Annotated in this window: 11 protein-coding genes and 4 pseudogenes; all 15 read right to left on the bottom strand. The window is 65.3% G+C overall.

The window, feature by feature from the left end; translation table 11 throughout:
- Positions 1-112 precede the first annotated feature (112 nt).
- The 15 genes and pseudogenes from PIB19_RS03770 to pssA all read right to left on the bottom strand — a co-directional run bounded on the left by PIB19_RS03770 (position 113) and on the right by pssA (position 14,073).
- The gene (locus tag PIB19_RS03770; protein ID WP_271239727.1) at positions 113-595 is read right to left on the bottom strand and encodes a hypothetical protein; all 483 of its coding nucleotides are present in this window, start codon (positions 593-595) and stop codon (positions 113-115) included.
- Positions 596-688: 93 nt separating this feature from the next.
- The gene (locus PIB19_RS03765; protein ID WP_271239726.1) at positions 689-1,018 is read right to left on the bottom strand and encodes a PilZ domain-containing protein; all 330 of its coding nucleotides are present in this window, start codon (positions 1,016-1,018) and stop codon (positions 689-691) included.
- 151 nt (positions 1,019-1,169) lie between these two features.
- Positions 1,170-1,370 (bottom strand): 50S ribosomal protein L31, encoded by a 201-nt coding sequence (rpmE, locus tag PIB19_RS03760; protein WP_271240905.1) that lies wholly within the window; start codon positions 1,368-1,370, stop codon positions 1,170-1,172.
- Positions 1,371-1,504: 134 nt separating this feature from the next.
- A pseudogene (gene fabZ / locus PIB19_RS03755) lies at positions 1,505-1,926 on the bottom strand (3-hydroxyacyl-ACP dehydratase FabZ).
- Between the two features lie 53 nt (positions 1,927-1,979).
- Positions 1,980-2,735 (bottom strand): OmpH family outer membrane protein, encoded by a 756-nt coding sequence (locus PIB19_RS03750; protein ID WP_271239725.1) that lies wholly within the window; start codon positions 2,733-2,735, stop codon positions 1,980-1,982.
- Complete coding sequence (gene bamA, locus PIB19_RS03745; protein ID WP_271240904.1) at positions 2,735-5,479, bottom strand: outer membrane protein assembly factor BamA; 2,745 nt, start codon at positions 5,477-5,479, stop codon at positions 2,735-2,737. The genes PIB19_RS03750 and bamA overlap by 1 nt, the downstream gene beginning before the upstream one ends.
- A gap of 136 nt (positions 5,480-5,615) precedes the next feature.
- Complete coding sequence (rseP, locus tag PIB19_RS03740) at positions 5,616-6,701, bottom strand: RIP metalloprotease RseP (RefSeq protein ID WP_271239724.1); 1,086 nt, start codon at positions 6,699-6,701, stop codon at positions 5,616-5,618.
- Positions 6,702-6,746: 45 nt separating this feature from the next.
- A pseudogene (locus tag PIB19_RS03735) lies at positions 6,747-7,905 on the bottom strand (1-deoxy-D-xylulose-5-phosphate reductoisomerase).
- Positions 7,905-8,679, bottom strand: a pseudogene (locus tag PIB19_RS03730) (phosphatidate cytidylyltransferase). Before PIB19_RS03730 ends, PIB19_RS03735 begins: the two co-directional pseudogenes overlap by 1 nt.
- A complete protein-coding gene (locus tag PIB19_RS03725) occupies positions 8,676-9,407 on the bottom strand; it encodes an isoprenyl transferase (protein ID WP_271239723.1) in 732 nt (243 codons plus the stop codon). Before PIB19_RS03725 ends, PIB19_RS03730 begins: the two are co-directional and overlap by 4 nt.
- Positions 9,408-9,446: 39 nt before the next feature.
- Entirely contained in the window at positions 9,447-10,004 is a 558-nt protein-coding gene (frr, locus tag PIB19_RS03720; RefSeq protein ID WP_029724523.1) for a ribosome recycling factor, read from the bottom strand.
- 27 nt (positions 10,005-10,031) lie between these two features.
- On the bottom strand, positions 10,032-10,763 hold the full coding sequence (gene pyrH / locus PIB19_RS03715) for a UMP kinase (protein WP_271239722.1): 732 nt from the start codon (positions 10,761-10,763) through the stop codon (positions 10,032-10,034).
- 118 nt (positions 10,764-10,881) lie between these two features.
- Positions 10,882-11,811: a translation elongation factor Ts gene (gene tsf / locus PIB19_RS03710; protein ID WP_271239721.1), complete on the bottom strand. Its 930-nt coding sequence runs from the start codon at positions 11,809-11,811 to the stop codon at positions 10,882-10,884.
- Between the two features lie 249 nt (positions 11,812-12,060).
- Positions 12,061-12,900 (bottom strand): annotated as a pseudogene (gene rpsB, locus PIB19_RS03705) (30S ribosomal protein S2); the annotation flags it as partial.
- A 426-nt stretch (positions 12,901-13,326) separates the two neighbouring features.
- Positions 13,327-14,073: a CDP-diacylglycerol--serine O-phosphatidyltransferase gene (gene pssA / locus PIB19_RS03700; protein WP_271239720.1), complete on the bottom strand. Its 747-nt coding sequence runs from the start codon at positions 14,071-14,073 to the stop codon at positions 13,327-13,329.
- Between the last annotated feature and the right edge of the window lie 22 nt (positions 14,074-14,095).

The following is a 14,095-nucleotide window of genomic DNA, read 5'->3' as shown; positions in this document are numbered from 1 at the left end:
TGCAATTCAAATAGCGGATCAGCGCGGAACTAGCGTTGAACGAGTGTTCCGTCCGCTTGTGCGGAAGTTCCATGGAAACGAAATTAAGCCTGAAATCGGTCGGTTGGGGCGATTACCTCGGAACCGCGCGCCATACCGCCGCCGCCACGCCGCCACCGCCGACGCTGAAGGCGGGGCTGTCGTCCTCGCCATCGAGCCTGAGTACGAGGGCAGTGCTCAAGGCAGATTCACGATGGCGCGGCCTCGGTTGTGCGCGCATCACGTCGTAAACGGCATAGCTGCCCCCGGCGCGGGCAGTGACTTCGGGCAGCGTCGATCCCGGTCCCCATGCCGCCGGTTCCGATGCATCGTCGGTACGCTTTACCAACTGCTCGGCGAGGAGCGCCGCCTTGGGCAGCGCCTGAAGCCGCGCAGTGCTGGCAGGAAGCATGAACGGCCGAGGGGCGGCTCGAAAACGCGCGGACGGATCGCGACCCGGGGCGGCGGAGGCCTTGAGCATGTTCGCACGCGCCTTGGCGACGCCAGTTCGCTCGCCGGCAACTACCGGTGACGAAATCCCACAGAGGATGACGCAGGCGACCACAGCCTTCAGCATCACCGTTTCCCCAAAGCAGTGAAGTTGCCGGAGCATGACCCTGTTTGCCGGGAGCCGCAACCCGGTTCGGGCTCATTCGGGCTCGTCCAGCCTTCATTCAGCCGTAAGTGTTTCGAACTCCTTGGGTGCGAGCGGCCGCTCGAACTCCAGCCCCGCCTCGAAATCATGCACCCAGATGACGCGGGCCGCGCAGCGCCCGATCCTGGGAAGCGCGAGCCAGATCGTCACGCCCGGCCGTAGCTCGGAATAGGTCTGGAGTCGCACGCCGTTGACCGAGAGATCGACGACCTTGCACAATGCCCGGTCGAGCCCTCCGCGACCGATCCGGGCGTCGAGCGACACTTGCGCCCGCAGGCTCTTGCGCTCGCCCAGGATCTCCGCAGGCTCGAATTCTGCAGCAAAGGGCGCGGACCTCGATCCCATGCCGCAAAGGCTAGGCCGGCCCGGCTAACAGCGCGTTAAAAGGACATCCCGGCGAACCCCGGACCTTGCCCGAACCCCTTGGTCCGTCAACAAAATCCGGCGTTCACCGGGACGATGATCTCGCAAGCGGCCGCCTTCAGGCGGCGCGCGATTACTTCTTGCCGAGCGAGAGGCCGCCGAAGCGCTTGTTGAAGCGCGCGACCTGACCGCCCTGATCCAGCATCTGGCCGCGGCCGCCGGTCCAGGCGGGGTGCGCGAGCGGATCGATGTCGAGCGTCATCAGATCGCCTTCCTTGCCCCAGGTCGAGCGAGTCTCGAACACGGTGCCGTCGGTCATCTGCACCTTGATCATGTGGTAATCGGGATGGGTGTCTTTTTCACGGGTCAATTCCTTGGAAATGCCGCCGGTTTCCGACCGGCAGCGGACGCGCGCGGTTAGCAGAGGGGCCGCTCAACGCAACCTCCCTGCCCTGCGCGTGAAGACGATCAGGCTTTGGGTGGGTCCGCGATCATCGCGGTGAACTCGCATTCGGTGGCGACTTCGCCGTCCAGCAACGCCCTGCCGGCGAACTTGCACACGCGCGACCGCTTCTGAATGAATTCGACCTCCAGGCGGAGCAGCACGCCCGGCACGACCGGTTTGCGGAACTTCACGCCGTCGATCGACATGAAATAGACGAGCTTGCCCGAACCGGCGAGACCGAGGCTCTCGACCGCGAGCACGCCCGCCGCTTGTGCCAGCGCCTCGACCTGGAGCACGCCGGGCATGATCGGACGCCCGGGAAAATGCCCTGGAAGAATTCCTCGTTCATCGACACCGCCTTGATCGCGACGATGCGCTGATCGAGGATCAATTCCTCGACGCGGTCGACCAGCAGCATCGGGTAACGATGCGGCAGCGCCGCCATCACTCGCTGGATATCCCGCGGACCGATGGAGACGCTGCCGGTGTCGTTCTCGCTCACCGAGGCTCGGCCGGCTTGGCAGGCTGGGTGGCGCCAGTGGCTGCCGGTGCGGCACCAGCGGCAGCGGGACGCGGCTGCTGCGCGGCCGCCTGCTGCTGATAGGCCTGGAGCTGGGCGGCCTGGGCGATCTGTTGCTGGATCGCCAGCGTCTCGCGCGACGGCTGCCAATCGGCCGGCGGCTGGATGCTCACGGTCGGCGCGACCTTGTCGATCTCGGCAGTGATCGCCTGGCTGATATTGGCCGAATCCGGTGCGTACATGAACACTTCCGGCGACAGCACGACGCTGATCTTGCGGGCGTTCACGACGCGCAGCTGCGCCGCTTCATACTGACGCAGGATCGATTCGATCGCGAACAGTTCCGCGCGCGCGGCGGGGTTGCTCAGGCGGCCGAGATCGTTCTGCGCATTGGTCTGCGCGGTGCGGATCTTCTCGATCGCCGGATTCTTGGCGGTCTGCGCGGCCTTGCCTTCTTCCTCGCTGACCTTGCCGTCCTTGTTGGCGTCGAGCTGCGCGACAAGCGGCTTGAGCTCGTTGTCGAGCGCGGTGCGGCGCTGCTGCATCTGGTCGAACGCCGCTTTGTAGGTCGTCGAGATCTGCTGGTTGGCGGTGCCGAACGCCTTGGAGGCGGCTACGACGCTGGTCGGGTTCGCATAAGCGATGCCCGCGACCTGGGCATTTGCAGGTGCCGCGATGGCAAGCGCCGCGGGAGCGGCGAGCATCGCTGCGAGAATAGCTTTCTTCGTAATCATCAGAACTGGGTCCCTACGTTGAATGTCACAAGCTTGTCGTCGTCGCCGTCCGCCTTCACCAGCACCTTCGCAATGTCGATGCGCAGCGGGCCGAACGGCGAATTCCAGTTTACGCCGAAGCCGACCGAGATGCGCGGCTTGGCGGTATCGCCCACGAAAGGCTCATAGAAGGGCGGGATAACAGCGGCGGTGTTGATCGACGTGCCCACGCAATTGGTGAGCGCCGTACCATAGCCGACCGAGCACGGCGTCACTGCGCTGGTGCCCGGTACGAGATAAAGCGGATTATTGGAGGCATCGACCTGTTGCTTGGGCAGCAATGTCGGCGAGCCGTCCTTGTTGAACAGCGGCTTGCCGCTGCCATCGGTCGCCTGGGCGAACTCGATCGTCTTGGCCGGACGCGTGATGCCGAACAGGCTGCCGGCCATCACGAAGATCGACGGCCGCAGCCCCATCTCGGCCGCGCCCGCACCCAGCGGGATCTCGAGTTCGGCCTTGGTGAGGTAATATGCCTTTCCGCCCAGTGCGTCATCGGTGACGTTGTCGTCGCTGACGACCATCGCCTGAGTGCTGCCGCCCGCCGCCAGCGGATCGCCGGTCAGCTGGATGCGCTGCACGCGCGGACCGACGCCGCGGATATCGAAGCCGCGGAATTGCGGTTCGCCAAGATAGAAGCGATCGGTGATGCGGACCGGATCGCTGCCTGCCCTGGTCTTCTCCAGGCTGTGGATATAACCGCCCTCGCCGGTGACCGAGAAGATGAAGCCGCTGCCGACATTCCAGTATTTGGCACCTTCGAAACGCGCGCGGGCATATCTTACTTCGCCGCCAAGGCCGGCAAAATCGGCACCCACGCTCAATCGCTGGCCACGCGTCGGACGCAAGCGGCTGTTGAGGCTGTCATAGATCAGCGAAACGCCGACCAGCGAGGTGATGCGATTGCCCACCGCCTCGCAATAATAACGGCCCGCCTTGAGCGGATCGCAGACGCCGTTGGTGTAGAAGGACGACTTGTCGAGCGTCACATTGTCCTGACGCAGCGTGTAGCGGCCGGACAGCGTCCAATATTCGGTGAGCGGCAGACCGGCGACGAGCTGGAAGCCGGTCGCCACCTGGCTGTAGGTCGTGCTGCGATCGCTGCCGATATAGTTGAACGCGTTATAATCCTGCCGGAACACCGTACCACCGAGCGCGATATTGGTGTCGAACAGATAGGGTTCGGTGAAGCCCAGCTCGACCGACTTCGAATAGCTCGAATAATCGACCGACGCCGACACCGTCTGGCCCATGCCGCGGAAATTGCGCTGGCGGATCGAGGCCTGGAGGATGAAACGCTCGAGGCTCGAGAAGCCCGCTGACAGCGTCAGTTCGCCGTTCGGGCGCTCTTCGACATTGGCGGCGAGCACGATCCGGTCGGGCGCCGAACCTTCCTTGCGCTCGACCTCGAACTTATCCTGGAAATAGCCCAGCGAGTTGATGCGATCCTGCGAGCGCTTGACGAGGAAAGTGTTGAACGCGTCGCCTTCGGCCACGCGGAACTCGCGGCGGATCACCTTGTCCTGCGTCTGGCGATTACCCGTGATGTCGATCCGCTCGATATAGGTGCGGTTCGACTCGCCGATGTGGAAGTTCAACGTCATGGCGAGCTTTTCGCGGTCGCGCTGGTATTCGGGCCGCACGTCGGCAAAGGCATAGCCGAACGCGCCTGCGGTCTCGCTCAGCTGCTCGATTGTGTCCTCGACTGCCTTGGCGTTATACCATTGACCTTCCTTGATCGCGAGCGCGGTGGCGAGACGCTTGTCGTCGAAATCGCGGATCGCGCTGTCGACGGTGACCGGACCGAATTTATAGCGCGGGCCTTCCTCCACCACATAGGTGATGATGAAGTCCTTCTTGTCGGGCGTCAGCTCGGCAACCGCCGAGATCACACGGAAATCGGCATAGCCCTCGGTCAGATAGAATTGGCGCAGCTTCTGCTGGTCATAGGCCAGCCGATCCTGGTCATAGCTCGTGTTCGAGCTCATCAGATGCATCAGGCTGGCGGTCTTGGTCGCCATCTCGCCGCGCAGCTTGCCGTCGGAGAACACTTCGTTGCCGATGATGTTGATCTGGCGGACCTTCGACTTTGGTCCCTCGTTGATCTCGAACACCACGTCGACGCGATTCTGATCGAGACTGACCATCTTGGGCTCGACGTTCGCGGCGAAGCGGCCCTGGCGGCGATAGAGCTCGATGATGCGCGCGACGTCGGCGCGAACCGCGGTGCGCGTGAAGATCTGGCGCGGCGCCAGCTTCACTTCCTTCTGGATCTTGTCGTTCTTGAGCCGCTTGTTGCCTTCGTAGATCACCCGGTTGATCACCGGGTTCTCGCGGATGCGGATCACCAGATCGCCGGTTTCGATACCGCCGATCTCGACGTCGGCGAGCAGTTCGGAGGCGAGCAGGTCCTTGATCGCCTGATCGACGGTTTCGTTGGTGTACGTGTCGCCGGCGCGCAGGCGGGTATAGGACAGCACCGTCTCGGGCTCGAGGCGCTGTGCACCCTCGACGCGCAGCGAGCAGATCGGGCGCGGCTGCTGCACAGGCACAGGTGCAGGCGCCGCCGCCTGCGGAGCTGGCACGGCGGCTTGCTGCGCAGGCGTAGCAGCCTGTGGCGCGGGTGTCGCCGGAACAGGAGTCGCCGGCGCGGGTGCGGGCGGCGTCTGGGCGGGGGCGGTCTGCGCATGCGCGAGGCCCGAGAGCATGGTGCCCGCGAGAAGCAACGCAGTGGCGCGTACGCCGAAATGATTAGCCTTGATCGTCACATCCCACCCCAAGTCGGATTTCGAGTAATGCCGCTGCCCACGCGACGCCGGAACAACCGCCCCTGCCTTAACCGCATCAACCGATCAACCCGGCCAGATTTCTCCAGACGCCATATCCGCCCAGATCGTTGAAAGTAACCAGCAGCATCAGCGCCAGAATTGCGATCAGACCACCCCGGAAGGCCCATTCCATTACCTGGGGCTCGACCGGGCGGCGGCGTACGGCTTCGACTGCGTAGAACAGAAGATGCCCGCCATCCAGCACTGGAACTGGCAACAGGTTGATGAATCCGAGATTAATCGAAATGAGCGCGATAAGGAATGCGAACTCGATGGGTCCCAGCGCGAGACGCTCGCCCGAGACCTGTGCGATCTTGAGCGGGCCCCCGAGCTCGGAAATCGAGCGGCGGCCGGTGAGGATCTGCCCCAGCCCGTCGACCGTCATCTGGATGATGTCGCCGGTCTGGCGAATTCCGACCAGCGGCGCCTCCAGCAAGCCGACAGGCTTCACTACCGGCGCGCTGCTGGCGATGCCCAGCACGCCGATCCTGAAGCGGTTGCCGAAACGGTCGCGCTCTTCGCGCACTCCGATCGTGGCGTCGGTCTCCAGCGTCCGTCCGGCACGTTCGAATTCGATATGCACCGGCTCGTTGGGGCGGAGCTGGGTGTATTTCACCATGTCGGTGAAGCTGTCGACCGAACGGCCGCCGAGCGACGTAATGCGGTCGCCGGACTGAAGCCCCGCCACTGCAGCCGCGCTTCCCGGAGTTACGCCGCCGACCACCGATGAAGTGCCGTTCTGGCCAAAGGCGAAGGCGAACGCGGCGAGAATCAGGATCGCGATGATGAAATTGGCGATCGGACCCGCCGCGACGATGATCGCGCGCTGCCACAACGGCTTGGCCTGGAACGTCTTCGCGCGTTCCTGCGCAGGCAGCGAGAGCCATTCGGGCGAAGGCTGGCTCGCCGGGTTCATGTCGCCGGCGAAGCGGACATAGCCGCCCAGCGGCAGCCAGCAGAACTTCCAGCGCGTGCCGCGCTTGTCGGTGATGCCGGCGATCTCGCGGCCGAAGCCGATCGAGAATTCCTCCGCCTTCACGCCGAACCAGCGGCCCGCCAGATAATGTCCGAGTTCGTGCAGGAAAACGAGGGGCCCGATCACCAGCGCGAACGCGAGGACGGTGAGGAGGATACCGGGAGATCTCGATCAAAGAACGCAGTCCTTCACACGCTCGCCCGCATACGCCCGCGCTTCGGCATCGATCGCCAGCACGGCATCCAGCGAGATCCGGGGCGGCCGGATCGTAGCGCGCCAGCGTATCGGCAACGATTGCGGCAATTTCAAGAAATCCCACACGCCCGCCGAGGAATGCCGCCACGGCTACCTCGTTGGCGGCATTGAGAATCGCCGGCCGCGCCCCACCCGCGGAAAGGGCATTGCGTGCCAGCGTCAGCGCAGGGAAGCGCGCCGGGTCCGGCGCCTCGAAGTCGAGCCGCCCGATCCGTGCCAGATCGAGCGCTTCGCACGGCGTCGCCATCCGCTCGGGCCAGGCCAGCGCATAAGCGATCGGCGTGCGCATATCGGGCGTGCCGAGCTGGGCGAGCACCGATCCGTCGACATATTCGACCATCGAATGCACCACCGACTGGGCGTGGACGAGGATGTCGAGCTGGTCCGCGCGCACCGGGAACAGATGGAAGGCTTCGATCAGCTCGAGCCCCTTGTTCATCATCGTCGCCGAATCGACCGATATCTTCGCGCCCATCGACCAATTGGGGTGCGCCACTGCCTGCGCGGGCGTGATCGCGCGCATCGCCTCGATCGGCGTGGCGCGGAACGGCCCGCCGCTGGCGGTAAGAATTATCTTCCGCACGCTGCGCGGCGCAGTGCGGTCGAGGCACTGGAAAACGGCATTATGCTCGGAATCGACCGGCAGCAGCGTCGTCGCATACGCGTGCGCCGCCGCCGTCATGACGTCACCTGCCGAAACCAGCGCTTCCTTGTTGGCGAGCGCGACGGTGCCGCCCGCCTCGAGCGCCGCCATCACCGGCTTGAGCCCTGCGGTCCCGACGATCGCCGCCATCGTCCAGTCGGCGCCCATCCGTGCGGCCTCGCAGACCGCCTCGGCCCCTGCCCGCGCCTCGACGCCGCTGCCCGCAAGCGCCTCGCGAAGCGGCTCGAGGCACGTCTCGTCCGCGACCACGGCGACCTGTGCGCGGGTGCGGATCGCCGCCGCGGCGAGCTTTTCGACGTCGCGGTTGGCGGTCAGCGCGACGATTTCGAACTTCTCGGGCGCGCGCTCGATCAGATCCAGCGTCGAACTGCCCACCGAACCGGTGGCACCGAGGATCGTGACTCGTTTCATCAAGTCAGCACCAATACCAGCAATGCCGCCACCGGCGCCACGACGACGAGCCCGTCGAGCCGATCCATGATCCCGCCGTGCCCGGGCAACAGGTTCCCCGAGTCCTTGACGCCGGCCAGGCGCTTGAGATGGCTCTCGAAGAGATCCCCATCTGCGCGAGCGCGGCGAGCAAGGGCGTCGCGATGGCCAACACCAGCGGCAAGCTGAGCCAGTAGTTCAACAACCCCGCGAACAATCCCGCGCTGATCACGCCCCCGATGAACCCCGCCCAGGTCTTGTTGGGACTGATCCGCGGTGCCAGCTTCGGCCCGCCGATCGCCCGGCCGGCGAAATAGGCGCCGCTGTCGCACGCCCAGACCAGGGCCATCGCCCAAAATGTATAGAGCAACCCCTTCGGATCCTGTTCGCGTAGGGCCAGCAGCGCGAGCACCGGCAGCCCGGCATAGAGCACGCCGCCGGCGAGTGACGGCCGCCGCGTCACTGCTCCGATGAAGAACATCGCACCGATCAACAGGCCGAGCGCGACGAAGCCCGGCCCCGCGGCGAGGCCCGGCGCCATGATCGCGAGCGGCACCGTCAGGGCATATTGCGAGAGCCGCTTCTGCTGCGGGTTCGCTCCCGTCAATTCGGCCCATTCGCTCATCATCAGCAATGCGACGACGATGATGACGATCCAGAATCCCAGCCCCCCGCCCAGAGCGCCGCCGCGGCGAGTCCAATGAGCGCGATGGCGACGACTAGGCGCGTCGCGAGATCCGATTTGGCTTTGATCACAAGCCTCCGAAACGCCTCTGGCGTTGGCCGAACCGGTCGAGCGCTTCGGCAAGCGCCGCCTCGTCGAAATCGGGCCAGAGCGTGTCGACGAACAATAATTCAGCATAGGCCGCCTGCCACAACAGGAAGTTCGACAGCCGATGCTCGCCCGAAGTGCGGATGAGCAGGTCGAGCGGCGGCAGGCCGGCGGTCTCCAGCTCGGCCTCGAACCGCGCCTCGTCGATAGCGGCGGCGTCCAGCGTGCCGTCACGCACCTGTTCCGCCAGGCGGCGGGAGGCGGCGAGGATTTCCGCCTGCGCGCCGTAATTGAGCGCGATCACCAGCGTCGGGCCCGGATTGGTGGCGGTGCGCGCGACGGCGCCGTCGATCATCGCAACGAGATCGGGCGCGAGGCTGCGCCAGCCGCCGATCACGCGGAGCTTGACGCCCTCGGAAACGAGCTCGTCGAGTTCGCTCGCCAGGAAGTGGCGGAGCAGCCCCATCAGGTCGCGGACCTCGTCCTCCGGACGCCGCCAGTTCTCCGACGAGAAAGCGTAGAGCGTCAGGACTTCGATGCCGAGCTTGCGCGCGGCGCGGGCGATGCGGCGAACCGCCTCGACGCCCTGCTTGTGCCCGGCGATGCGCGGCAGGAAGCGCTTCTTCGCCCAGCGCCCGTTGCCATCCATGATGATGGCCACGTGACGCGGGATCGTACCCGCGGGAAGGTCGGGAGCGGGTCTGGCGGCCATGTCAGTCGACCGGCATCGAAGAATGGCGAATGCCCGGCGTCACTTGCCCAGGATTTCCTTTTCCTTGCTCGCCGCCGCGGCGTCGATCTCGGCGATCGTGCTGTCGGTCAGCTTCTGGACCTCGGTCTCGTGGCGCTTGCGCTCGTCCTCGCCGAACACGCCCTTCTTCTCATCGGTCTTGAGGCTGTCATTGCCGTCGCGACGGACGTTGCGCACGGCGATGCGCGCCTTTTCGGCATATTGGTTCGCCAGCTTGGCGAGTTCCTTGCGGCGCTCCTCGGTCAGATCGGGGATCGGCAGGCGCAAGGTCTGGCCGTCGACGATCGGGTTAAGGCCGAGGCCGGCCGAGCGGATCGCCTTGTCGACGGGACCGACATTGGTCTTGTCCCACACCTGCACCGAAAGCATGCGCGGCTCGGGCGCCGAGACGCTCGCGAGCTGGTTGATCGGCATGTGCGAGCCGTAGACCTCGACACTCACCGGATCGAGCAAGGTCGTCGACGCGCGGCCCGTGCGCAGGCCCTGAAGGTCATGCTTGAGCGCCTCGACCGCGCCGGCCATGCGGCGCTCGAGATCTGCCTTGTCGTAAGCGGCCATTTTACGGCTCTCCTGTTCAGTATCTGTTTACGCCGGAACGGTTTCGTTCTGCACGATCGTCGAGGCGCCCTCACCGCGCAGGACGGCGGAGAGATTACCCTCGTCGCGGATGTTGAACACCACGATCGGGATGTCGTTGTCGCGGCACAATGCTACGGCGGAGGCATCCATCACCTTGAGATTGTCTGCGAGGACGCGATCGTAACTAAGTGAATCGTAACGCTTCGCAGTCGGCACCTTCTTGGGATCGGCGTCGTAGATGCCATCGACCGAAGTGCCCTTGAACAAGGCGTCGCAGTTCATCTCCGCGGCGCGCAGGGCTGCGGTGGTGTCGGTGGTGAAGAAGGGCAACCCGGTGCCCGCGGCGAAGATCACGACGCGGCCCTTCTCCATGTGCCGCTCGGCACGGCGGCGGATATAGGGTTCGCAGACCGACGCCATTGGGATGGCCGACTGGACGCGGGTCTGGACGCCGATCTTCTCCATCGCGTTCTGCATCGCGAGCGCGTTCATGACGGTCGCGAGCATGCCCATATAGTCGGCACTGGCGCGGTCGAACCCCTGCGCCGCGCCCGCCAGGCCGCGGAAGATATTGCCCCCGCCGACGACCATGCAGACCTCGAGCCCGGTCTCGACGGCCTCCTTCACTTCGGCGGCGACGCGGTCGCAAGTGGCGGGATCGATGCCGAACTGGCCCGAGCCCATCAGGACCTCGCCCGAGAGTTTCAGAAGGATGCGATTGAAGCGGGGAGCGGTCATTTGAGCCTTGGGTAAGAGGCGGATAGCGAAGCGGCGCGGACCTTAGAGGTGCCGCGCCGCAGGAACAAGCGGAGATGCCGGGAACAGACCGTCGAGGCGGAACGCCCCGGCGCCTCGCTTACTTGGTGAGACCAGCGGTCGCCGCCACTTCGGCTGCGAAATCGCTCTCTTCCTTCTCGATGCCTTCGCCGAGCTGGAAGCGGACATAGTCGGTGAGCGTGATCGTCGCGCCGGCGTCCTTGCCCGCCTTGGCGATGACATCGGCGACCGGAGTCTTGCCGTCCATCACGAAGGGCTGGCTGAGCAGCGCGTTTTCCTTGGCGAAGCGCTTCACGGCACCTTCGACCATCTTGGCGACGATGTCGGCCGGCTTGCCGCTCTCGGCCGCCTTTTCAGTGGCGATCGCGCGCTCGCGCTCGATCACGTCCTGGTCGAGGCCGGTCTCGTCGAGCGCCAACGGGAAGGCCGCGGCGATGTGCATCGCGATCTGCTTGCCGAGCGGCTCGAGTACGTCGACACCGGCTTCCGATTCGAGCGCGACGAGCACGCCGATCTTGCCGAGGCCGGGGGCCGCCGCGTTGTGAACGTAGGGGATCACGGCGCCGTTGGTCACTTCGACCTTCTTGGCGCGGCGGAGAACCTGGTTCTCGCCGATCGTCGCGATGTTCGCGGTCAGCACTTCCTCGACGCTGCCGCCGGCAGCCATCGGCGTGGCCTTGATCGCATCGACACTGTCGCCCTTTTCGAGCGCGATCCCGGTCACTTCGCGGACGAAGTTCTGGAAGATCTCGTTCTTGGCGACGAAATCGGTCTGCGAATTGACTTCGACGGCAACGCCCTTGGTGCCGGCGACTGCGACGCCGACCAGGCCTTCAGCGGCCGTGCGGCTCGACTTCTTGGCGGCGGCGGCGAGGCCCTTCGAGCGCAGCCAGTCGCTGGCGGCTTCGAGGTCGCCATTGGTCTCGGTGAGCGCCTTCTTGCAATCCATCATGCCGGCGCCGCTCTTTTCGCGGAGCTCCTTCACGGCTGCTGCAGTGATCTCGGCCATGTTCTATTCCTCAGCTAAAAATCGGGCGGAGCAGTGCGTGATGCCCTGCCCCGCCCCCATTACGGTTGGATGACGGGATCAGGCGTCGATCTGACGTTCGCCCTCTTCAGCCTGCTCGGGCGTGGTCGCGGCGGCGGGAGCCTCGGGCTCCTCGGCGGCGACAGGAGCCTCGGCCTCTGCGGCAGCTGCAGGAGCCTCGGCCTCTGCGGCGACGGCAGGAGCTTCTGCCTCTGCGGCGACGGCAGGAGCTTCTGCCTCTGCGGCGGCAGGAGCCTCGAACTCCTCGGCGGTCACGACCGGCGCGTCGGCGGCAGGCGCTTCTTCAGCGACCGGAGCCGGGGCGACGAGCGCTTCCTCGACCGGGGGCTGCTCGGCGGCGCCGAAATCGAAGCCCTGGTTGCGCTGCTCCTGGCCACCGCGGGTCGCGGCGATCGCCACGGCTTCGCAATAGAGGCGGATGGCGCGCGAGGCGTCGTCGTTCGCCGGAACCGGGAAGGCGATGCCGTCCGGGCTCACGTTCGAATCGAGGATCGCGACGACGGGGATGCCAAGCGTGTTGGCTTCCTTGATCGCCAGCTCTTCCTTGTTCGCGTCGATCACGAACATGATGTCGGGAACGCCGCCCATGTCGCGGATGCCGCCGAGCGACATTTCGAGCTTGTCCTTCTCGCGGGTGAGCTGGAGCACTTCCTTCTTGGTGAGGCCGTGCGTGTCGCCCGACAGCTGCTCTTCGAGCGTCTTGAGGCGCTTGATCGAGTTGCTGATGGTCTTCCAGTTGGTGAGCATGCCGCCCAGCCAGCGATGGTTGACGAAATGCTGGTTCGCGCGGCGCGCGGCCTCGGCGATCGGCTCCTGCGCCTGGCGCTTGGTGCCGACGAAGAGGACCTTGCCGCCGGCGGCGACGGTCGAGTTCACGAACTCGAGAGCGCGCGCGAAGAGCGGCACGGTCTGCGAAAGATCGATGATGTGGACGCCGTTGCGATCGCCGAAGATGTAGGGCTTCATCTTCGGGTTCCAGCGGTGGGTCTGGTGACCGAAGTGCGCGCCCGATTCGAGCAATTGCTGCATGGTGACGACAGGTGCCGCCATAGGGATAACTCCTTCCGGTTGAGCCTCTGGGAAGCGGGAACCGTGAAGCGTTCACGGCACCGGTTTATGATGCTTCCCATGCGGGTTGAGGCGGCGCGCTTAGCCGAACGCTCGCCCCTATGCAAGAAGAACAATCTACGAACATCGTGTTGACAGCGGAACGTTAGCGGAACATAAAGGGGCCCAGAAGCGGGGCATGGAACGCCTCGCATCGTCAAGATGTTGGAATCATTGAATTCCCGCAGTTTGGATGCGGAATTGGGAGCCGATTGATGACTGGGATCGCCATTGCACTGCTGTTCGGCTCGGCCTTCATGGCGGCAGCATGGACCCTCTACGCCAGCATCCGGCCCCAGCTGCATCGCTTCGAGGCGCTGTTCGGTCCGGTGCCGACGTTTCCCGCCCTTCCGCCGCGGCTCAGCCGGGTTACGGTGAGGACAGTTCCGGCTCCGATGCCGGTACGGGCGCCGCTGCGCGCAGCCGCATGACCCGGCGATAGCTGCGTACGCTGAACGGGATGGTCGCCAGATAGGCGATCGCGAGCAGCGCCAGCGTCGGCCAGGGCGCCGATACCAGCGCCGCGACGAAGACCACCAGCAGCGCCACCGCTTCGAAGCGGATCCGCTGCTTGATCTGCACCGCCGGCGCGAAGGTGGCGATGCTGGATATCAGCAATACCGCGATGAACGCGGTCCACAGCGCGATCACTATCGGCGTGCGAAGCAGTGCCTCCCCGGTCCACAGCCACAGATAGAGCGGCGTCATCGCCAGCAGCGCGCCCGCCGGCGCGGGAACGCCGGTGAGGAAGCCGGCGGACTTATGCGGCTGATGCTCCTGGTCGATATTGGCGTTGAACCGCGCGAGACGCAGCGCGCAGAAGAGCGCGAGCAGCAAGGCGATCATCCAGCCGAAACGACCCAGCCCGTTGAGCGACCAGAGGTAGAGGATCAGCGCCGGCGCCACACCGAACGAGATCGCATCCGAAAGGCTGTCGAGCTCGGCACCGAATCGGCTCTCGGCGTGCACCAGCCGGGCGATCTTGCCGTCGAGCCCGTCGAACACCGCCGCCGCCAGAACCAGCAGCACCGCGACTTCCCAATTCCCCAGAATCGCGAAGCGGATCGCGGTCAGCCCCGAACAGAGCGCGAGCGCCGTGACCGTGTTGGGCAGCACCGCGCGGAGCGGATGCCGCCTT

It is taken from the genome of Sphingomonas sp. 7/4-4 (genome assembly GCF_027941955.1).
Lineage (GTDB): Bacteria > Pseudomonadota > Alphaproteobacteria > Sphingomonadales > Sphingomonadaceae > Sphingomonas.
This window is presented reverse-complemented; position numbering and strand designations above follow the sequence as displayed.

Coding starts and splice junctions, on each gene's coding strand:
- PIB19_RS03770 (WP_271239727.1), bottom strand. CDS start 595: ATGCTGAAGGCTGTGGTCGCCTGCGTCATCCTCTGTGGGATTTCGTCA.
- PIB19_RS03765 (WP_271239726.1), bottom strand. CDS start 1,018: ATGGGATCGAGGTCCGCGCCCTTTGCTGCAGAATTCGAGCCTGCGGAG.
- rpmE (WP_271240905.1), bottom strand. CDS start 1,370: ATGATCAAGGTGCAGATGACCGACGGCACCGTGTTCGAGACTCGCTCG.
- PIB19_RS03750 (WP_271239725.1), bottom strand. CDS start 2,735: ATGATTACGAAGAAAGCTATTCTCGCAGCGATGCTCGCCGCTCCCGCG.
- bamA (WP_271240904.1), bottom strand. CDS start 5,479: ATGCTCTCGGGCCTCGCGCATGCGCAGACCGCCCCCGCCCAGACGCCG.
- PIB19_RS03725 (WP_271239723.1), bottom strand. CDS start 9,407: ATGGCCGCCAGACCCGCTCCCGACCTTCCCGCGGGTACGATCCCGCGT.
- frr (WP_029724523.1), bottom strand. CDS start 10,004: ATGGCCGCTTACGACAAGGCAGATCTCGAGCGCCGCATGGCCGGCGCG.
- pyrH (WP_271239722.1), bottom strand. CDS start 10,763: ATGACCGCTCCCCGCTTCAATCGCATCCTTCTGAAACTCTCGGGCGAG.
- tsf (WP_271239721.1), bottom strand. CDS start 11,811: ATGGCCGAGATCACTGCAGCAGCCGTGAAGGAGCTCCGCGAAAAGAGC.